The organism is Flavobacterium degerlachei (assembly GCF_900106645.1).
Lineage (GTDB): Bacteria > Bacteroidota > Bacteroidia > Flavobacteriales > Flavobacteriaceae > Flavobacterium > Flavobacterium degerlachei.
In genome coordinates this window covers 77277-97223 of record NZ_FNMV01000010.1, presented here as the reverse complement: position 1 = coordinate 97223, position 19947 = coordinate 77277, and the positions used below count along the sequence as shown (strand labels likewise).

At 32.6% G+C, this 19947-nt stretch carries 23 protein-coding genes; all 23 read left to right on the top strand.

The genetic code is table 11. The features are described 5' to 3' along the window. Positions 1–50: 50 nt before the first annotated feature. The 23 genes from BLV91_RS11350 (at position 51) to BLV91_RS11245 (ending at position 19946) form a co-directional block, all read left to right on the top strand. The gene (locus tag BLV91_RS11350; RefSeq protein ID WP_091433307.1) at positions 51–2459 is read left to right on the top strand and encodes an alpha-ketoacid dehydrogenase subunit alpha/beta; all 2409 of its coding nucleotides are present in this window, start codon (positions 51–53) and stop codon (positions 2457–2459) included. Positions 2460–2570: 111 nt separating this feature from the next. After that, a complete protein-coding gene (locus tag BLV91_RS11345) occupies positions 2571–2825 on the top strand; it encodes a hypothetical protein (protein WP_091433304.1) in 255 nt (84 codons plus the stop codon). Between the two features lie 95 nt (positions 2826–2920). Beyond that, positions 2921–3601, top strand: coding sequence for a peptidoglycan DD-metalloendopeptidase family protein (locus BLV91_RS11340; RefSeq protein ID WP_091433301.1), 681 nt, complete (start codon positions 2921–2923; stop codon positions 3599–3601). Positions 3602–3605: 4 nt separating this feature from the next. Next, the gene (locus BLV91_RS11335; RefSeq protein ID WP_091433298.1) at positions 3606–4079 is read left to right on the top strand and encodes a hypothetical protein; all 474 of its coding nucleotides are present in this window, start codon (positions 3606–3608) and stop codon (positions 4077–4079) included. A 335-nt stretch (positions 4080–4414) separates the two neighbouring features. After that, complete coding sequence (locus tag BLV91_RS11330; protein WP_091433295.1) at positions 4415–4990, top strand: helix-turn-helix domain-containing protein; 576 nt, start codon at positions 4415–4417, stop codon at positions 4988–4990. Positions 4991–5005: 15 nt separating this feature from the next. Then, a complete protein-coding gene (locus BLV91_RS11325; RefSeq protein WP_091433292.1) occupies positions 5006–8368 on the top strand; it encodes a PAS domain S-box protein in 3363 nt (1120 codons plus the stop codon). Then, positions 8368–8802: a response regulator gene (locus BLV91_RS11320; protein WP_091433289.1), complete on the top strand. Its 435-nt coding sequence runs from the start codon at positions 8368–8370 to the stop codon at positions 8800–8802. Before BLV91_RS11325 ends, BLV91_RS11320 begins: the two co-directional genes overlap by 1 nt. 212 nt (positions 8803–9014) lie before the next feature. Further along, positions 9015–9845 (top strand): ice-binding protein, encoded by an 831-nt coding sequence (locus BLV91_RS11315; RefSeq protein WP_091433286.1) that lies wholly within the window; start codon positions 9015–9017, stop codon positions 9843–9845. Between the two features lie 242 nt (positions 9846–10087). Then, entirely contained in the window at positions 10088–11452 is a 1365-nt protein-coding gene (locus BLV91_RS11310) for an NAD-dependent succinate-semialdehyde dehydrogenase (protein WP_091433283.1), read from the top strand. Between the two features lie 300 nt (positions 11453–11752). Then, on the top strand, positions 11753–11947 hold the full coding sequence (locus tag BLV91_RS11305; protein WP_091433278.1) for a hypothetical protein: 195 nt from the start codon (positions 11753–11755) through the stop codon (positions 11945–11947). Between the two features lie 114 nt (positions 11948–12061). Beyond that, positions 12062–12277, top strand: a complete 216-nt coding sequence (locus tag BLV91_RS11300; RefSeq protein ID WP_091433276.1) for a hypothetical protein — start codon at positions 12062–12064, stop codon at positions 12275–12277. A gap of 107 nt (positions 12278–12384) precedes the next feature. Further along, complete coding sequence (locus BLV91_RS11295) at positions 12385–12858, top strand: Dps family protein (protein WP_091433273.1); 474 nt, start codon at positions 12385–12387, stop codon at positions 12856–12858. A 131-nt stretch (positions 12859–12989) separates the two neighbouring features. Beyond that, on the top strand, positions 12990–13418 hold the full coding sequence (locus BLV91_RS11290; RefSeq protein ID WP_245709678.1) for a hypothetical protein: 429 nt from the start codon (positions 12990–12992) through the stop codon (positions 13416–13418). Between the two features lie 220 nt (positions 13419–13638). Further along, positions 13639–14562, top strand: coding sequence for a YihY/virulence factor BrkB family protein (locus tag BLV91_RS11285; protein ID WP_217636966.1), 924 nt, complete (start codon positions 13639–13641; stop codon positions 14560–14562). 299 nt (positions 14563–14861) lie between these two features. After that, on the top strand, positions 14862–15245 hold the full coding sequence (locus BLV91_RS11280; RefSeq protein ID WP_091433267.1) for a hypothetical protein: 384 nt from the start codon (positions 14862–14864) through the stop codon (positions 15243–15245). 210 nt (positions 15246–15455) lie between these two features. Then, a complete protein-coding gene (locus BLV91_RS11275; protein WP_091433264.1) occupies positions 15456–15899 on the top strand; it encodes a PA2169 family four-helix-bundle protein in 444 nt (147 codons plus the stop codon). A gap of 99 nt (positions 15900–15998) precedes the next feature. Beyond that, on the top strand, positions 15999–16757 hold the full coding sequence (locus tag BLV91_RS11270; protein ID WP_091433261.1) for an MlaE family ABC transporter permease: 759 nt from the start codon (positions 15999–16001) through the stop codon (positions 16755–16757). Continuing rightward, a complete protein-coding gene (locus BLV91_RS11265) occupies positions 16758–17537 on the top strand; it encodes an ABC transporter ATP-binding protein (protein WP_394331837.1) in 780 nt (259 codons plus the stop codon). 23 nt (positions 17538–17560) lie between these two features. Next, positions 17561–18298 carry an MlaD family protein gene (locus BLV91_RS11260; RefSeq protein ID WP_091433258.1) on the top strand — a complete coding sequence of 246 codons (738 nt, stop codon included), beginning with the start codon at positions 17561–17563 and terminating at the stop codon, positions 18296–18298. 226 nt (positions 18299–18524) lie between these two features. Beyond that, the gene (locus BLV91_RS11255; RefSeq protein WP_091433256.1) at positions 18525–18710 is read left to right on the top strand and encodes a CsbD family protein; all 186 of its coding nucleotides are present in this window, start codon (positions 18525–18527) and stop codon (positions 18708–18710) included. 337 nt (positions 18711–19047) lie between these two features. Next, entirely contained in the window at positions 19048–19200 is a 153-nt protein-coding gene (locus BLV91_RS16885) for a lmo0937 family membrane protein (RefSeq protein ID WP_139262324.1), read from the top strand. Between the two features lie 32 nt (positions 19201–19232). Next, positions 19233–19565, top strand: coding sequence for a YtxH domain-containing protein (locus tag BLV91_RS11250; RefSeq protein WP_091433253.1), 333 nt, complete (start codon positions 19233–19235; stop codon positions 19563–19565). Between the two features lie 33 nt (positions 19566–19598). Beyond that, positions 19599–19946: a hypothetical protein gene (locus BLV91_RS11245; protein ID WP_091433250.1), complete on the top strand. Its 348-nt coding sequence runs from the start codon at positions 19599–19601 to the stop codon at positions 19944–19946. The last annotated feature ends 1 nt before the right edge of the window (position 19947 follow it).

Here is a 19947-nt window from a genome sequence, read left to right as displayed (position 1 = left end):
AATCGCTAGTTTTTAATTAAATTTGCAACACTAAGTTATACCTTTCAACTATGATAAAAGAAAAAAGCAATACTACATTAACATTTGAAGATTTTAAAACCGAAGTGTTGAACGACTACAAAATCGCTATAACTAGCCGAGAATGCAGTCTATTGGGACGTAGGGAAGTGTTGACCGGTAAGGCTAAATTTGGAATTTTCGGAGACGGAAAAGAAGTTCCTCAATTAGCTATGGCTAAATTTTTTAAAAACGGTGACTTCCGTTCTGGTTACTATCGCGATCAAACATTCATGATGGCGATTGGTCAATTGACAGTACAACAGTTTTTTGCCGGATTATACGGTAATACAAATATTGAACAAGAACCAATGTCTGCAGGTAGACAAATGGGAGGTCATTTTGCCACCCATAGTTTGAATGAAGATGGTTCTTGGAAAGACTTGACTAAGCAAAAAAATTCAAGTGCTGATATTTCTCCAACAGCTGGACAAATGCCTCGATTATTGGGACTTGCGCAAGCATCAAAAATATACAGACAAGTTTCTGGATTAACTGATAAAACTAAATTTTCAATTGATGGAAATGAAGTTGCCTGGGGAACCATTGGAAATGCAAGTACTTCAGAAGGTTTGTTTTTTGAAACTATAAATGCAGCTGGTGTTTTACAAGTACCTATGATTATAAGTGTTTGGGATGATGAATATGGAATTTCTGTTCATGCAAAACATCAAACCACCAAAGAAAATATTTCTGAAATTTTAAAAGGATACCAAAAGGAAAAAAACACCAATGGTTTCGAAATACTTAAAGTAAAAGGTTGGGATTATTCTGATTTGATAGCTACCTACGAAAAAGCTTCTGCTATTGCTCGTGAAAAACATGTTCCCGTACTGATACACGTTGATGAACTAACGCAACCACAAGGGCATTCAAGTTCAGGTTCGCATGAAAGGTATAAAGATGCAGATCGCCTTGCATGGGAAAGAGATTATGACTGTATCAGACAGATGAGGCTATGGATGATTGCAATTAACATTGCATCTTCAGAAGAAATTGCTGAAATTGATGCAACTGCTAAAAAAGAAGTTCTTGAAGGGAAAAAAGCAGCATGGAGCGAATTTATTGACCCAATTGTTGCTGATAAAAAAGAGCTAGTTACTTTGTTAGAAAAAGTTGCTAATTCAAGCGCCAACAAAGATAAAATCAAGAAAATTGCTACCACCTTAAACGGCATAAAAGACCCATTAAGAAAGGAAATCCTTGTTGCTGCACGTAAAACCTTGCGTCTTGTCCTAAATGAAACTGGTAAAGTCGAATTGTCAAATTGGATTAAATCATATACAGAGATTGGCCAAGAAAAATTTAGTAGCCATTTATATTCGGATTCTGATATGAATGTGTTTTCTGTAGATCAAGTTTTACCTACTTATCCAGAAAATGCCAAAGAAGATACGGACGGTAGAATGATTCTAAGGGATAATTTTGATGCTATTTTCACAAAATATCCTGAAGCATTAATATTTGGTGAAGATTCAGGAAACATTGGTGATGTAAACCAAGGTTTAGAAGGAATGCAGGAAAAATACGGTGAGCTACGTGTTGCCGATGTAGGTATTCGCGAAGCAACTATTTTAGGTCAAGGAATTGGAATGGCATTAAGAGGCTTACGCCCTATCGCCGAAATTCAATACTTGGATTATTTATTGTACGCTATTCAGATTATCAGCGACGATTTAGCAACCTTACAATACAGAACAGGCGGAAAGCAAAAAGCACCGCTAATCATACGTACAAGAGGACATCGATTAGAAGGCATATGGCACTCTGGATCTCCGATGGGAATGATCATAAATGCCGTAAGAGGTATTCATGTTTTAGTTCCAAGAAATATGACCAAAGCAGCAGGTTTTTACAATTCTCTATTAGAATGTGACGAACCAGCGTTAGTAATCGAATGCTTGAACGGTTACCGATTGAAAGAAAAAATGCCCTTGAATTACGGTGAATTCAAAACACCTATTGGAGTTGTGGAAACCATAAAAACAGGGACTGACATCACTTTAGTTTCTTACGGTTCGACTTTAAGATTGGTAGAACAAGCGGCAAAAGAGCTACAGGAAGTTGGTATCGACTGTGAGGTGATTGATATTCAATCTTTACTCCCTTTTGACATCAACCATGATCTTGTAAAAAGTATCACTAAGACCAATCGTCTGTTAGTAATAGATGAGGATGTACCTGGTGGAGCATCGGCTTATATTTTACAACAAATAGTTGAGCAACAAGATGGATATAATTATTTGGACAGCAAACCACAAACTTTGACTGCTAAAGCACATAGACCTTCTTATGGAACGGATGGAGATTACTTCTCGAAACCGTCAATCGAAGACATATTTGAAAAAGTATACACTATGATGAATGAAGTTAATCCTTCGCAATTTCCAAGTTTGTATTAAAAAACTTTTCAATAAAGTAAAATCCCATCCTTAAAAAGCTTGGGATTTTTTTTTGTATTAATAAAAATAGTATCTTGTCAGCTAATTAATGTATAATTTAATATAACAAATATGAAAAAAATATCAATGTTAATAGGAATGCTTTCAATCTTAGCTATTGTTTCCTGTAAAAAGAAAGAAGAAGCTCCACAACCAAGCGAAACTACTATTGAAGTAAATGCTCCAGCTCCAGAAGTTGAAGAGGAAGCTGATGGTACTTCAATAAGTGTTGGTAATGATGGTGTGGATGTTAGCACTAAAAACGGATCAAATGAAACCAATGTAAACGTTGGTGGAGGTGATGCACAAGTTGAAGTTAAGAAATAAGACCATTTTTCTTAATTAAAAGTTATAAAGCCAACATAAGTTTTTATGTTGGCTTTATTTTTTTATTTTAGATTCCAATAAAAAACAATCCCTTGATGACTAGTTTAGAAACACTCTTGAGAAATACCCAAGACGTTAAAGTAATAGATCGATCGATAGACTATAACGAATATATTCCGCTTGACTTATCAGCTTTCAACCCTGAATTATCAAAATTTGATATTAAATGTGCGGTAAGCTTTGAAGAATTTATTGAGAAACATTTGACTTTAAATGATGCCAAAGTAGCTTTTGGAGGCTACAATGAACAAAGAAATCTCTATCAACGTAGTACTGTTTTTAAGGATGAGAAAACAGAGGAACGAAATATACATATTGGTTTAGACTTATGGATAAAAGCCAGAACTCCGGTACTATCAGCTCTTGATGGAAAAGTACATAGTTTTAATTTCAATGCAGGTTTTGGAGATTATGGTCCCACCATAATTTTAGAGCATCAACTCGAAAACCAAATTTTTTATACACTTTACGGCCACTTATCGTTAGATAGTTTAAAAGATCTCGAAATTGGAACTGTGTTCAAAAAGGGAGAGCAATTTGCAACTTTAGGTAATGCAGCGGTTAATGGCGATTACTCACCGCATTTACATTTTCAAATCATAAAAAACATTGCGGAAAAATTTGGCGATTATCCTGGTGTCTGTAGCAAAAAAGAATTACCCTTTTATTTAGAAAACTGTCCAGATCCTAACCTATTATTAAAAATAACAGCATAAAAAAATGAAAAAAGTAGTATTGATATTAGCTATAATAATCCTTGCGGGATGTAAAGCAAAAAAAATAGAGGTAATCGAACCTGCAGTGCCAAGAGTAGAAAAATTAGCCCTTTCAGCGGTTAATTACAACCTAAAAAATAAGGCCTACGAACTTGGAAAAAGAATGTTGATGACCTGTAATACATCAAAATTCAAACCTTATAACAATAGCGAAGCCACAGCATCAGTAATCAACAACATTACAGAGAAGAAATTATCTAAAACATGTGGTATTTACAGACAACGATATGGCACATTTATAGACCTTCAATTAATTGAAGTCTTTAAAAACAATGATGATAAAACAACCATTTTTCGCTATAAGGCGTTGTACACTAAAAAAGTAGCTAATAAGGAACTTCGTTTATTTATGAATGATGAAAACAAGCTTTCTTCGATAAAAACAATGGACTGGGTTGATACTTATGATAATAAGTAAATCGTTGATTATAAGACTATAATATCTAGGAAAGCATTGATATTCGTATCAATTACATTCCTATTTCTTATCATACACATCCCTTGGACACTTATACCTAAAATGACTAACATTACATCATAAATTTACTAAGCTAAATTATTAAAAAATTGATTCTAAGTTCTAAAAAGCTGCCAATTAACTTTTTTACAACTAAATAAATTTAATTGGCATATTTTTGAAACTGTAAATTATACAAGTTTTATCTCCTATTATATAAGCCATACTAATGAAAATAGCACAACTTTTACATAATCTATTTAAAAAGAAATAATTTGAAATTATATATTAAATACATGGTAAGCAATCGCTGCAAAATGGCAGTGAAAGAAGAGTTAAAAAAACTCGGATTGCATTTTATTGTTGTTGATTTAGGAGAAGTTGATGTCATGGAAAACATCACTCTAGACCAGCGACAAGAGCTTAAAGCTGGACTTCTAAACTCAGGTTTTGAGCTAATGGATGATAAAAAATCCATGCTTATTGAAAAGATTAAAAATGTAATTATTGAAATGGTTCATCATTCTGATGAAGTAATCAAAGTAAATTTTTCCATTCATTTAAGTGAAAAGCTAAATCACGATTATACCTATTTATCCAATTTATTTTCTGAAGTTCAAGGAACTACAATCGAACGGTTTATCATTTCTCATAAAACAGAACGAGTAAAGGAGTTAATTATTTACGGGGAACACAATATCACTGAAATAGCGTGGAAAATGGGATACAGTAGCGTAGCACATTTGTCAAGTCAGTTTAAAAAAGTTACTGGCCTGTCTCCCTCCCACTTCAAAAACATGAAAGACAAAAGAAGATGTCCTATTGAAGAAATAGGAATCGAAAATAACATCAACAGAAATAACGAGAATTAAAGTTCTCTATCTATCATGAAATTAATCTCAGAAAAAAAATTTCAACTTTACTATATTCTCGTTGCTATTATATTGGCATGTGTTTTGGCGATTTTTTATTACAATAACTTAAAAGTAAAATCAACCAGCGATTCTGCGGAGCTAGCACAAGAAATATTACGTAAAAACGACAATGTTCTTTTGGATATTCTTGATATTGAAACAGGTACAAGGGGTTATATCATCTCGGAAAACAACCTTTTCTTAGAAACTTTCAACAATGCTGTACTGGCTATGAATAAGAACTTAGCTTCATTGTCAGTTCTTACCAAAAACAACCCTGAGCAAGCTGAGCAGGTTGCTTCCTTAAAAATAAAAACAGCCGAAAAATTAGTTCTAATTAGAAAACTGATAGATGACCGGAATGAAAATTTATTACAAGAGAGTGAAAAAACAGCTATTCTTAAGAGTGGTAAAATTATTACTGACGAAATAAAGGATATAATTTCAGAAATTAACTATGATGAGTATAATTCTCTAAAACAAAGGAAAGTTGAAAATGAAAATAATATCCAAAATGCGGAAATATTATTCTTCATACTCTTAATATTGATTTTTGTAATTTTTACTCTAGTTTTTGTTATTGTAAAAAACCTAAAAATTAGAAATGATGAATTAGAAGCTTATACCGCTTCACAAAAATTACTTTCCAATTACTCCCATAGTCTTATAGAAGCTAGCCAAGATCCATTGGTAACCATAAATATAAACGGTAAGATTACCGGTATGAATGAAGCAACAGTTAGGATTACTGGTGTAGAACGTGAAAAACTAATAGGTTCAGATTTCTTAGATTATTTCACTGAGCCACAAATGGCCCAAGAAGTTTACCAAGAAGTATTTGCAAAAGGATCCGTTTCAGATTCGCCACTCACGATTCGCCATAAAGAAGGAAAATTAACTGATGTATTGTTTAATGGATCAATTTATAAAGATGATAAGGGAGTCGTATTAGGGATTGTGATTGTAGCCCGTGATATTGCTGAGCAAAAATGGGCATTAGATTTACGAATTGCTAACAGGGAACTCGCTTTTCAAAATAACGAAAAAGAAAAAAGAGCTGCTGAGTTGGTTATCGCAAATCACGAGCTTGCTTTTCAGAATACAGTCAAAGAAAAAAGAGCTGCTGAATTAGTAATTGCTAATGAAGAACTCTTGTTTCTAAATAACGAAAAAGAAAAAAGGGCTGCAGAATTATATGTAGCCAACGAAGAACTTATATTTCAAACTGGAGAAAAAGAGAAAAGAGCGGCTGAATTAGTAATTGCTGACATCGAACTTGACTTTCAGACCAAAGAAAAAGAAAAAAGAGAAATCGTAAATAGAGAACTTGAGTCTCTTAGTAAATCTGCAAAATTAGCATCACAATATTCCTTGAGTTTGATAGAGGCTAGCCGTGATCCATTAGTCACAATCAGTATTGAAGGGAAAATCACCGACATGAATGAGGCTACTGTAAAAATTACAGGATTAGAACGAGAAAAACTGCTAAACTCTGATTTCTTTACCTATTTTACTGAGCCACAAAAGGCGCGTGAAGTATACCAAGAAGTATTCGCAAAAGGGTCAGTGGCCGATTCCCCTCTAACCTTAAGACATAAGGACGGTAAATTGACAGATGTTTTATTTAATGGATCAGTTTATAAAGACGAACATGGAAATGTGCTTGGTGTTGTTGTTGTAGCCAGAGATATTACAGATCAAAAAATGATTGAGACAGAGCTAATCGAAGCAAAAGTATTTGCCGAGTTAGCTACAGGGATTGCAGAAGAGGAAAAAAGAAATGCTGAGTATGCAGCTCTAATTGCTGAAAATGCCGTTAAAGCAAAACAGCAATTCTTGTCAAATATGAGTCATGAAATAAGAACTCCTATGAATGCCATTATTGGTTTTACAAAAGTGGTATTAAAAACAGATTTAACAGATAAACAAAAAGAATATTTAAGCGCTATAAAAATGAGTGGTGATGCTCTAATTGTGCTGATTAATGACATTCTTGATTTAGCAAAAGTAGATGCTGGGAAGATGACTTTTGAAAAAATACCTTTCAAACTAAAATCTTCTATTATGTCGATGCTTCATTTGTTTGAGACAAAAATACAAGAGAAAAATTTAAAATTAATAACAGAATACGACCCGAATATTCCTGCAGTTATAGTAGGAGATCCTGTTCGTTTGCACCAAATCATTTTAAACTTAGTAAGTAATGCAGTTAAATTTACCTCTAAAGGGAAAATTACCGTTAGTGTACGTTTGATAGATGAGGACAATGAAAATACAACCGTAGAATTTGCTATTACAGATACTGGTATTGGCGTTCCAAAAGAGAAAATAGCTAGAATATTTGATAATTTTCAACAAGCTTCCAGTGGAACTTCTAGAATTTATGGCGGTACTGGATTGGGACTGGCAATTGTAAAACAATTAGTAGAGCCTCAAGGAGGTACTATCAATGTTGAAAGTGAAGTTGGTGTGGGAACTACATTTAGTTTTAGGTTGAACTTTCAAAAAACAAATCTTGATGCGGAATTAGATACAGAAATTCTTGAATTGGACTCTGATATAAACAACATCAAAGTTTTAGTTGTTGAAGACATTGCCTTAAATCAGTTGTTGATGAAAACGCTTTTGGATGATTTTGGGTTTGAACGTGATATTGCTGAGAATGGAAAAATAGCTATTGAAAAGCTAAAAGAAAAAGAATATGATGTCATTTTGATGGATTTACAAATGCCGGTAATGAATGGATTTGAAACTACTGAATATATTAGAAAAACCTTAAATTCGCAGATTCCTATTATTGCTTTAACGGCTGATGTAACAACGGTTGACTTAGCAAAGTGTAAGGCCGTTGGCATGAACGATTATATTGCAAAACCAGTTGATGAACGACTATTGTATAGTAAAATCGTAAGCACAGTTAGAAAGACTTCCATTATAAAATCAGCTCAACATAAAAGAAAAGATATGCCGAAAAAGCAAAAATGTATCGACTTAGAGTACTTGTCCGTTAGAACGAAATCAAATCCAAAATTAATGATGGAAATGATAGCTGCATATTTACAGCAGACACCTCCATTAATAAATGCAATGAGACAAAGTTTGCAAAATAAAGATTGGGCCTTACTAAAATCATCCGTTCATAAGATGATCCCTTCCTTTTCAATAATGGGATTAAGCTCAGAATTTGAAGATATGGCCAAAAAAGTACAAGATTCCGCCACAGCCCATGAAAACATGGACGAAATAAATAATTTAGTTCTGCAGCTTGAAAACATCTGTAATCAAGCCTGTAAAGAATTAGAAATTGAATTTAATAATATAAAAAACACAAACTAATGAAAAACGATAACAAAATAAAACTCTTTTTAGTCGATGATGATGCCGTTTTTTTAAAATCATTAGAAATAGAATTTCTACATCACACTGATTTTATAGTTGAAACATACGCAACTGGCGAACTATGCATAGCTAATTTAGGGAAAAAACCAGATGTAATCATTCTCGATTACCATTTAGATGGCATTGACAAAAACGCAATGAATGGCATTGAAACATTAGATAAAATTAAGGAGTTTAATCCTGATATTCCTGTTGTAATGCTATCCTCTCAAGACAAAATAGATGTAGCTATCAGCTGTATGCACCACAAAGCTTTTGATTACGTTGTAAAAAGTGAAACGGCTTTTTTACGTCTTCAGAAAAATATCACAGCCTTTTTTCATTTTGAAAGAATCGAAAAAGAATTAAATTGGTATATGGCTAGAATGTAAACTTCTGCCTATCTTAATACTGAGAAATCAGATAGCTAAAAAGAGTGATTTTTATCAATAGATAAAAATCGCTCTTTTTTATTGAATAAAAACACCATTAACACTAAGAAGTGTCAATGTCATAACTTTAAAGGACAATACAACAATAGTTACGCATATAAACGCCTCAACTTTGAAATGTGATAAATAAATCACATTTCAAATAAAAAATTATGAGGATATTAAAAAGAATTCCAGTCTTAGCAGTGCTTTTAGTAGGTTTAATGACGAGTTGTAGTAATGATACGGAATCAAGCGCACCAATAGCTGCAAATTCCATTTACGAAACAACAGCTCTAAATTCAAATGATTCTTCAACTAGTCAGCCCAATTCTGATTTGTCAAGTAGCAAAACCTTGCAAGCAGTGAACCTTGGAGTTGCTGCTAACTTTGCGATACTGTCAAAGACAGGAATAACTGATGTATATAAATCTGCTGTTACGGGAGATGTTGGTGCAAGTCCAATTACAGGAGCCGCTATTCTTTTAAAATGTGATGAAGTTACCGGCACAATATTTTCAGTTGATGCTGCAGGACCTGCCTGCAAAATAACTGATGCGACTCGTTTAACTACTGCCGTAGGTGATATGCAGATAGCCTACACAAATGCCGCAGGACGTGTTAACCCAGATTTCCTAAACTTAGGAGCTGGAAGCATCGGTGGAAAAACACTTACGCCAGGTTTATATAAATGGACAAGTACATTAAATATCCCTACAGACATTACTATTTCAGGTAGCCCTACGGATGTTTGGATTTTCCAGGTTGCAGGAAACCTTAATATGAGTTCTGCAGTTAAAATAACTTTAGCTGGAGGAGCACAAGCCAAAAATATTTTTTGGCAAACATCTGGAGCAGTTACGCTTGATACATCCAGTCATTTTGAAGGGAATATATTAAGCCAAACTGGTATTAATTTAAAAACAGGCGCTTCAATAAACGGAAGAATGATGGCACAAACTGCAGTCACTCTACAAATGAATACTGTTACGATACCACAATAGATAACAAGTAGTTTTAGAAACTTAAAAAAAACGCTGTTCGTCATTTGACTTACAGCGTTTTTTTGTGCTCAAACGAATAGCAACATTAACAAATGTGGGAATCATGAAAGTTTTTCATAAAACAATATAAAACGAACTCCAGATAAGTCCTTTATCTTTGATGATATGGCTATCGACTAACTGACCATTAGTAAATTAAGTCCACCGTCGATTTTCAATTATATTAATTAAAATTACATACTATGTCAATTCAAACAACAAATCCAGCAACAAATAAAGTCGTAAAATCATTTGATGAAATGACTGACAAGCAAGTACAAGATGCCATTGCTCTTTCTGACAAAACTTACAATGAATGGAAGAATACCAGTTTCGAACAACGTGCTACCCTACTCCATAAAGTCGCTAAAATAATGCGCGATAGAAAAACGGAACTTGCTACATTAATTACACTGGAAATGGGAAAAATAATTTCACAATCGGAAGGTGAAATTGATTTAAGCGCAAATATTCTCGACTATTATGCTGATAATGGCGCTAGCTTTTTAGCGGATACAAAATTAAATCCCGAATCAGGCGAAGCTTTTATTCGAAATAGTCCAATAGGTGTTTTATTTGGTGTTATGCCTTGGAACTTTCCTTTTTACCAAGTAGTTCGATTTGCAGCTCCAAATATTATGGTAGGAAATACAATTCTGCTAAAACATGCATCCATAGTACCGCAATGCGCTATAGCTATAGAAAAAATATTTTTAGAAGCTGGAGCAGCAGAGGGACTTTACACTAACCTAATGATCTCTGGTAAAAGAAGTTCTGCGTTAATCAGCGATAACAGAATCAAAGGAGTATCATTGACAGGAAGTGAAGCTGCTGGTGCAAGCGTAGCGGAAGCCGCAGGTAGAAACCTAAAGAAATCAGTTCTTGAACTAGGTGGTAGTGATGCCTTTATTGTTTTAGAAGATGCAGATATTGATAAAGCAGTCGAAATGGCTATTGTAGGTCGAATGAATAACAATGGGGAAAGCTGTGTTGCATCCAAGAGGTTTATTGCCGTAGCAGCCATTGCAGATGAATTTTTAGATAAATTCTCGAAAAAAGTTGCCGCTCTTAAAGTAGGTGATCCAATGGATCCAGAAACTCAAGTTGGTCCACTAAGTAGTGAAGATGCATTACTAAATATTTTAGACCAAGTAAAACGATTTGAAAAAGCAGGGGCTACAGTTTTAGTTGGAGGAAAAAGAGCTTCAGACATTGGTGCATACATGCAGCCTACCATTTTAACTAACCTAAAGAGAGGCGAACCTACTTTTTACGAGGAGTTATTTGGTCCAGTAGCGTCCTTTTATAAAGTAAAAGATGAGCAAGAAGCAATTGAGTTAGCTAATGATACCCCATTTGGATTAGGAGGCTCAATATATACCAAGGACATAAAAAGAGCTATTAAAATAGCAGATCAAATTGATACCGGAATGGTGTTCATTAATCAACCTACCTCTACAAGTCCAGATTTACCTTTTGGAGGAACAAAGGGGTCAGGATATGGCCGTGAACTATCAGAACTAGGTATAACTGAGTTTGTAAATAAAAAATTAATTAGAGTCACTTAAATAAAAAATGGTGCTTCACTGAAAAAACAAAATTGATTTTTTTTCTGAAGCACCTAATATTGATTTATAATTCAAAAAGAGTGTTTTAAATGAAGTCTAATACGTAAATGATGTAACTTTTTATATAAATAATATAAAACATATCAGGAGTTAGTTATTTACCTTTGATACTACAATTATCCAACAGCTCAACGCTTTAGCGAATCGCTGTTATGGATAAATACACTATCAACATCCCTGATTTATTGGGCATACTGATAAAAACCAATACTCAAATTATAAATCTTAAAAAACAAAATTATGAATCTTAAAAGAATCTTTGGCGCATTACTTACAGCTCTTGGAATAGGTGCTCTTATTTATGCAGCTGTATTATTTACGAACACATCTGGAAGTAATCAAGATATTAAATCTCTAATCATTTACGGGATCCTTGGTTTAATCTTTTTCACTTCGGGAATTAGTTTAGTTCGCACAACAAAAGATGAGTCATAGCTAAAGCTACATTTGATATAAGATTATGAGGCTAAAAGTCGCAGTTGATATCAATGCAGAATACTATTAAGATGAAGGAGTCTTATTTTAAATTACAACATTAAAACTAATATTATGAACACAAAAACTTTAGGAATAGTAACAATAATTATTGGAGCAATCATGATTTTTTATACAGGCTTTAATTATGTAACAAAAGAAAAAGTAGTTGATATAGGTCCAATAGAAATAAATAAAGAGCAGTCACATCCTGTTCAATGGTCACCAATTGTTGGTGTAATATTAGTTATAGGTGGTGTCGTATTAGTAGTAACTGACAAAAAGAAATAAACTGCAATCTTAAATTACTTTTAAGGATAGAACTTAACAGAGCATCTTTCGCTAAGAAAAGTGTTTTTTATGTCATAAAAATTACAAATTAAAATAAAACATAGATTATGAAACCTCAAATAGGAATTACAGAAAAAAATTTAAAAAATAGTGTTAGCTTACTTTCAACTGTTTTGGCAGATGAAATGACTTTATATGTCAAAACAAGAAAGTTTCACTGGAACGTTGCTGGTGAAAGTTTTATGGAAATTCATAAATTATTTGAAGACCAATACAAACAACTAGAAGAAAGTATTGATGAAGTTGCAGAACGCATCAATAAATTAGGCGGTAAGACCATTGGAACTATGTCTGAATTTTCAGAATTGACGAACCTAACAGAATCTCCAAACAAGTATCCTTCGCAAAAGGAAATGTTGAAAGAATTACTAGACGATCATGAAAAAGTTATAGTCGAATTACGTAAGGATATCGATATTAGTGAAGAAGAAAACAAAGATATTGGTACTGCTGATTTCCTTACAGGTTTAATGGCACAGCATGAAACAATTGCGTGGATTTTAAGAAGGTATTTAAGTTAAATATCCAATTTAAATTAATCATTTTTAAGGCTATTTCAATTATACGAATCTGTACTATCAATCTCGAAGCTATTATTTCTTTCTACTAATTCAAATAATAGCGTTTTAATAACCCATTTAATAATAAAAAAGTGAAATTAATTTTAAAAAATATATCGATAGGACTTTTGGTATTAATGATATCAATGTCATTTACTTCATGTGCTAAAAAAATAACTTTCCAAACCTCAAGTATTGTTCCTGCTGCTCGTGGAGATGTCAAAATAAAGCAAGACGAAAATAAGAATTATTTAATTCAAGTTGAATTGGAAAACCTAGCTGAAGTAAGCCGATTAGAACCATCAAAAAATGCTTACGTAGTTTGGATGGAAAGTGAGGATTCAATGGTAAAAAACATAGGTCAAATAAGAAGTGACTCAAAATTTTTATCTTCAAAGCTTAAAGCTTCGTTTGAAACGGTAACACCCGTAAAACCATCAAAAATATACATTACCGCGGAAGATGACGCTGACGTTCAATTTCCTGGTAAACAATTGATCATGGAAACAAAAAGATTTTAATTCCTTTTCCTATCTAAAAAAAGGAAAAAGAATAAATTTAAAAAGCATTGATCTATATACGTTATTGAACCTGTCCCAATTAAAATTGTAGCGATAGTACTTCAAAAAATTAGTTTGGTTTGGTTTGGTGAAGGGCTGTTGTAAAAGACAGCCCTTTTATATTTTAAATTGCCATTTTTTAAAATATTCGAATCGCAAAAACTAAAATACGCCTTATTAAATGAAACAAAATAGCCCAAAAATGCAATTTCAAACTAAAGATATCGGTAAACTATTAAAAATGACTTTTAATGAATGGAGTGATAAGGATCCGTTTAGACAAAGTGCCGTAATAGCCTATTATGCTGTTTTTAGCATACCTGGTTTATTAGTTCTAGTGATATCAATTGCTGGCTATTTCTTTGGAAATGACAGTGTAAATCAAAATATTCTGGAACAAATTTCAAGCACGATGGGATCAGAAACGGCTGACCAAATCAGTGAAATATTGATCAAATCCACGCAATCAAAAACCACCTTTTGGGGCTCAGTAATTGGGATTATAATCCTGTTAGTAGGATCTACCGCTGTATTTGTTGAACTGCAAACAACATTGAATTTAATCTGGCAGGTCGAGGTAATCCCCAAAAAAGGAATATTAAAAATACTAAAGGCAAGACTCTTTTCTTTTGGATTAATACTGGCCATCGCCTTTTTACTTATGGTTTCATTAGCCGTCTCTACAGGCCTATCGAGCATGGGTAATTGGATGAGAACATATACTTACGGATACATGATTTCGTTTTTTAATGTTTTTAATTTCGTCTTTTCATTAGCAATAATATCGATCCTTTTTGCGCTAATGTTCAAAATATTACCCGACGCTAAAATTAAATGGAAACATGTATGGCTAGGATCAGTTGTAACCGGTATTTTATTTACTATTGGCCAAACCATTCTGGCCTTTTATTTTAGCACTGCAAATCCTGCATCAGTTTATGGAGTTGCGGGATCGGTCATATTAATTTTATTGTGGGTTTCATACTCTTCTATGATTCTCTTTTTTGGCGCTGAATTTACTGCCAGTTATGCCAAAATCTATTCCGGAGTGGTACCTCCCACAGAAATTGCGAAAGTTGATACTTCTATAAAAAAAAATATTTAAGACTATTATTTTAATGCTACGCTTCAGTTTGCGCAAACCATTATTTACTTATTAAATTGAGATTCGTTTTTACTTGGTATTCCAATTGAAGCTAAGGTTGGAAAGCACTTCTACATTTTTATAACTAGAGCGCTTAATAACTTTATAAAAACACCTTCCTAGACACTCGATATGTAAATTATATAATATTACCAGAAAGTTATATAACATATTTTTCTTTTAAATTACTGAATTTTAGATCTTTATAAATCATCAAAGTACATTACGATTTATATCATTTTATTAAAAAAATAAATACCATGAAAACAGTAAAAAAATTAGGAATATGGATGGATCATTCCATTGCGTATTTAATGGAGTTCACAAACAATCCTTTTGAAATAAAAACGATTGAATCAAAATTTTCAATTGATGAAAAAAAGTTAAAATCATCAAAATTGGCGGCAGATTTGATTAATAAGGAAAGGCATGTTCTATATGATTATTATAACAAAATAGGCGAGGCTATAAAAAACTATAAGCAAATAGTGCTATTTGGACCATCTGATGCAAAAATGGAGTTCTTTGATGTTTTAAGTGAAGACGAACGTTTTGTAAAAATAAAATTTGAAATTAGAGAAACCGATAAAATGAGTATGCATCAGCAACACGATTTCATTTTGGAATACTTTGCAAAAAACTGATGGATTCATTGATTAAAAAAAACTGTTATTAGCTAATTTAAAGTATGACTTTTGTATACAAAATCATAAAAAAGAATAATGATTCTGTCACATTCTAAAACTGTGAAAAATGTAAATTTATTCAAAAGTTATGCAACTTTAGTACTACTTATAATAATGATATTTGCCCTTTATATTATCCTGATTACTAAACTTTAAAAATTAAATAAAATGAATACTGAAATGACAATTAGCGTATTGAATTCATTTATTATAATCAATGATGCTAGAATCAAACGATATAAAACTGCTTCAACAGACACCGAGGAATCGTTTTTAAAAAAAATATTCACGAATTTTCAAAAAACAAGTCAAGCCTGTAAAAGGCAACTGAGTGCAGAAATTATAAAATTGGGGGGAACTCCAGTAGAAGTAAAAAACACTGAAGGCTTATTTCATGAGTACTGGCTAAAGATAGCTAAAGTATTTATTTCTAAAGATTCAGAAGACATCATTTATTCTTGTAACCGAAATGACAATATCATCATACAAACTTATTATGAGGCTATTTATAATAATTTAGGCTATCTGAGCAACAAACAAAAGGCGATGCTGAATGACCAATATTATTTAATAAATGATGATCACGATATGATGAAATCATTAAAAATATAGTCTAACAAACTATTAAAGCAACTCCTACCACTTACATTTTTATATTAAACAAAAAACATTTTCAACGGAAAAACATTAATCTTTATAACACCTGAAATTTTGATCATATATTTTAAAAATGTTTTTAATGATGTGGGTACGGTAACCGAGTTTGCATCTAAATTTTTTAAAGAAGTTTTTACACCACCTTATGAATTTAAAGAGTTCATAAAACAGTGTTACGTTATTGGATACAAATCTTTACCCTTAGTAGCCATTACTGGTTTTATAATGGGCTTGGTACTTACACTCCAGTCACGCCCTACCCTAGCTAAATTTGGCGCAGAATCATGGTTGCCAGGAATGGTAGCACTCTCTCTAATCAGGGAAATAGCACCAGTTATAACCGCTTTAATTTGCGCCGGAAAAATCTCATCCGGAATAGGAGCTGAACTAGGTTCCATGAAAGTTACGGAACAAATTGACGCAATGGAAGTAGCAGCAATAAACCCATTCAAATACCTTGTAGTGACACGTATTTTAGCAACAACGCTTATGATACCATTATTGGTGATTTTTGCAGATGGAATTGGCATCTTAGGTGGATTTATAGGCGTCAATATGCACGGTGATATCACGCTTGTACGCTATATATCCAAAGTTTTCGAATCATTGTCTTTTTTAGATATTGTGCCTGCGACAATCAAAACTTTTTTCTTTGGTTTTTTTATAGGAATGATTGGCTGTTATAAAGGGTTTACTGCAGAAAACGGAACTGAAAGTGTGGGTAAAGCCGCAAATTCAGCCGTAGTGACTGCATCGCTTACTATTTTTATTATAGACATGTTAGCTGTTCAATTAACCGATTTATTTTTTTAAATGATGCAAGAACTAATAAATTTAGAAATCCCCGTTGCTCAGCATTTACAAGCACCCATTATAGAAATAAAGGGCCTGTTTAAAGCATTTGGAAAAAACAATCCCATTCTAAAGGGAGTTAACCTTAGTGTACACAAAGGAGAAGATGTGGTGGTTTTAGGAAAATCAGGTTCAGGTAAATCAATAACCATAAAATGTATTGTGGGCTTGGTTCAGGCGGACAAAGGAGAAATAAAAGTATTTGGTCAAGAAATACTTGATATGAATACGGGCCAACTTAATGAAATTAGAGTTCGAATTGGATTTTTATTTCAAAACTCAGCCTTATACGACTCTATGACCGTTAGGCAAAACCTTGCTTTTACGTTGCAACGTCATGCGAAAGATTTGAATGATGAAGAAGTCGAAAAAGAAATCATTGAAGTCCTGGAAAGTGTTGGTTTAGCAGAAGCAATTCACAAAATGCCCTCAGAGCTTTCTGGTGGTATGCGCAAAAGAATTGCCCTTGCTCGCACTCTAATCCTAAAACCGGAAATTATTCTTTATGATGAACCTACAACGGGATTAGACACAATTACATCTCGAGAAATTAGTGAGTTGATTTTGAACATCAAGAAAAAAAACAATACCACTTCAATCATCATTACCCATGATATGGCATGTGCTAAACTTACTGCCGACCGTATTGTAATTTTAAAAGATGGTGTAATTCACGCCGAAGGAAGTTATACGGAATTGGAAAATAGTAAGGACGAATGGGTTCGTTCCTTCTTTATATAATTATTTAATTTAAGAATTTAGCTATGAATAAGGAATCTGGATCCTCTTGGAAGTTAGGAATGTTTGTTATAATGGGATTGGTAGCTTTTACGACCACCATTTATTTTGTTGGAAAACAAAAGAATTTGTTTGGTTCTACATTTCGTCTTAACTCGCACTTTGCCAATGTAAGCGGCTTAGAAGTTGGTAATAATGTGCTTTTTTCAGGGATAAATGTAGGAACAGTCAGTGAGATTCAATTGATTACGGATACCTCTGTTGTTGTCCGATTATTAATTAAAGAAGACGTCCAACAATTTATCAAAAGCGATGCTATGGCAAGTATAGGCTCAGATGGATTAATGGGTGATAAAGTACTGTCAATCTCAGCGGGAACATCCTCTAAAAAAATGGTGAAAGATAATGACAATATAGCCTCAATAAAGGCCATAGAAATGGATGAAATAATGAGAAGTGTTAAAGTCAGTATGGATAATGCCAGTATCATTACTGCTGAACTAGCCCAATTTACTTATAATATGAATCATGGAAATGGTGCCTTATCTAAGTTAATTACTGATGAAAAATTTGCAAACAGTATGACAAAAACGCTTACGAACCTTCAAACTGGATCAAAAGGGCTGAGTGAAAATATGGAAGCTGCAAAACATAATATTCTTTTGAAAGGATACTTTAATAAAAAGAAAAAAGCAGAGGCTAAAAAAATTGAAGAAATGCAAAAAATAAAAGAGGAAAAAGCAGATTCTGAAATTAAAAAATAAGACTTGCTACTCAGGATTTAAACTTTGTACAATTAAAACGAAAATAATTTTAAAAACATCTCCAATTTCAAATTTGAGATGTTTTTTTATGCAAATTTTTAAAATGGGCAATAAACTTATAAATAAGTGAATTACATAAATTTCCAATTTAGTTATGTAATACATTTAAGTGTTAATCTAATCATCTTTGTAAAAGAATCAAATACACATTTACAATACAACCGAAATGAGAGCACAAGACGAACATAAAGCTTGGGAAGAGCAAAAAGCAAAATTGAAACAAAAATTTGCTGCTTTGACGGATAATGATTTGCTATATTTAGAGGGGATGGAAAATGAAATGGTTACTAAACTCGCGCTTAAGCTAGGTAAAACCAAAGAGGAAGTCTACAAAATAATTAAAGCTATTTAATTAAGTTTATTTCTAAAATCCTAAAATATAGAGCATTATAGACTGTCTTTTTATTGTAACAGATTATGAAGAAAATGAAATTAATTGCTGAACATACTTTTATTTTTTTGGAGAAGTATGAGGTTTTAAAAACATTAATTTCTTAAAACTGTAAATATTACAACATTTACTGAAATTTCTATAACACTTTGCCTCACATTGTTATAGATATTTGTAGTAGTACAAAATTGATCAACAAATATTAAACTCTTTAGCATTTTGAAAATGACGACAGCAGTTTAATTACATTTTTTTTAACATACATATAATTTAATATTAATCATAAACAATAGAAATCATGAGCAACCTTCTTTACACATTAGCAGTAATTTTAATCATTTTTTGGGCAATTGGATTCTTCGCATTTAGTGCAGGAGGAATTATCCATGTTCTACTAATTATAGCAGTAATAGCAGTGCTATTAAGACTTATCCAAGGAAGAAGATTATAAAATAAAATTTAAATAGAATTAAAAAATTAATTATGAAAACAGATAAAGTAATATTAGGACTTTTAGGTGGTTTAGCTGCCGGAGCAATACTAGGAATATTGTTTGCACCAGATAAAGGTGAAAAAACAAGAAAAAAAATCAAAAACAAAGGAATTGATTATGCTGACGAGCTAAAATATCAATACGGAGAAACGGCAAATAGCCTTTCAAAGAAATATGATACCCTTAGAGAAGAAGGAAAATCTCTACTTAAAGAGGGAAAATCAAAATTTGACAGCCTTAAAGAAGAAGGAAAAGATTTCCTAGCTGAAGAAAAATCAAAATTTGAAAAAACGAAAAATGAAGTTAGAAATTTAGATATCTAATATTTTCTAAACTTCAATTATAATAAAAAAACTATGGACAACAAGGCAACAACAATAGAAATGCTTTTTGAAAAAGCAGAGGATTATACTAGAACAACTGTAGAATTAGCAAAGCTAAATGCCATTGATAAGTCTGCTGACGTTCTGTCTTCCCTATTTTCGAGAATAACTATTCTTATTGTTGTTGCAATGTTTGCCCTAATTTTTAACATTGGGCTATCTATATGGATTGGCGAACTTCTCGGCAAACCGTACTATGGCTATTTTGCAGTTGCATGCGCTTACTTAATTTTGGCGATCTTAATGAACAATTTTAAAGATCAATGGCTAAAAATGCCAGTGAGTAATCTAATTATTTCTAAACTGTTAAAAAACAGATAGT

Bases quoted from the DNA above. Each gene is read 5' to 3' on its own strand.
- BLV91_RS11260 (WP_091433258.1), top strand. From the start codon at position 17,561: ATGAATAAGGAATCTGGATCCTCTTGGAAGTTAGGAATGTTTGTTATA.
- BLV91_RS11295 (WP_091433273.1), top strand. From the start codon at position 12,385: ATGAAACCTCAAATAGGAATTACAGAAAAAAATTTAAAAAATAGTGTT.
- BLV91_RS11275 (WP_091433264.1), top strand. From the start codon at position 15,456: ATGAATACTGAAATGACAATTAGCGTATTGAATTCATTTATTATAATC.
- BLV91_RS11330 (WP_091433295.1), top strand. From the start codon at position 4,415: ATGGTAAGCAATCGCTGCAAAATGGCAGTGAAAGAAGAGTTAAAAAAA.
- BLV91_RS11315 (WP_091433286.1), top strand. From the start codon at position 9,015: ATGAGGATATTAAAAAGAATTCCAGTCTTAGCAGTGCTTTTAGTAGGT.
- BLV91_RS11300 (WP_091433276.1), top strand. From the start codon at position 12,062: ATGAACACAAAAACTTTAGGAATAGTAACAATAATTATTGGAGCAATC.
- BLV91_RS11250 (WP_091433253.1), top strand. From the start codon at position 19,233: ATGAAAACAGATAAAGTAATATTAGGACTTTTAGGTGGTTTAGCTGCC.
- BLV91_RS16885 (WP_139262324.1), top strand. From the start codon at position 19,048: ATGAGCAACCTTCTTTACACATTAGCAGTAATTTTAATCATTTTTTGG.
- BLV91_RS11350 (WP_091433307.1), top strand. From the start codon at position 51: ATGATAAAAGAAAAAAGCAATACTACATTAACATTTGAAGATTTTAAA.
- BLV91_RS11305 (WP_091433278.1), top strand. From the start codon at position 11,753: ATGAATCTTAAAAGAATCTTTGGCGCATTACTTACAGCTCTTGGAATA.
- BLV91_RS11320 (WP_091433289.1), top strand. From the start codon at position 8,368: ATGAAAAACGATAACAAAATAAAACTCTTTTTAGTCGATGATGATGCC.
- BLV91_RS11245 (WP_091433250.1), top strand. From the start codon at position 19,599: ATGGACAACAAGGCAACAACAATAGAAATGCTTTTTGAAAAAGCAGAG.
- BLV91_RS11310 (WP_091433283.1), top strand. From the start codon at position 10,088: ATGTCAATTCAAACAACAAATCCAGCAACAAATAAAGTCGTAAAATCA.
- BLV91_RS11340 (WP_091433301.1), top strand. From the start codon at position 2,921: ATGACTAGTTTAGAAACACTCTTGAGAAATACCCAAGACGTTAAAGTA.
- BLV91_RS11335 (WP_091433298.1), top strand. From the start codon at position 3,606: ATGAAAAAAGTAGTATTGATATTAGCTATAATAATCCTTGCGGGATGT.
- BLV91_RS11255 (WP_091433256.1), top strand. From the start codon at position 18,525: ATGAGAGCACAAGACGAACATAAAGCTTGGGAAGAGCAAAAAGCAAAA.
- BLV91_RS11325 (WP_091433292.1), top strand. From the start codon at position 5,006: ATGAAATTAATCTCAGAAAAAAAATTTCAACTTTACTATATTCTCGTT.
- BLV91_RS11280 (WP_091433267.1), top strand. From the start codon at position 14,862: ATGAAAACAGTAAAAAAATTAGGAATATGGATGGATCATTCCATTGCG.
- BLV91_RS11345 (WP_091433304.1), top strand. From the start codon at position 2,571: ATGAAAAAAATATCAATGTTAATAGGAATGCTTTCAATCTTAGCTATT.
- BLV91_RS11265 (WP_394331837.1), top strand. From the start codon at position 16,758: ATGATGCAAGAACTAATAAATTTAGAAATCCCCGTTGCTCAGCATTTA.
- BLV91_RS11285 (WP_217636966.1), top strand. From the start codon at position 13,639: ATGAAACAAAATAGCCCAAAAATGCAATTTCAAACTAAAGATATCGGT.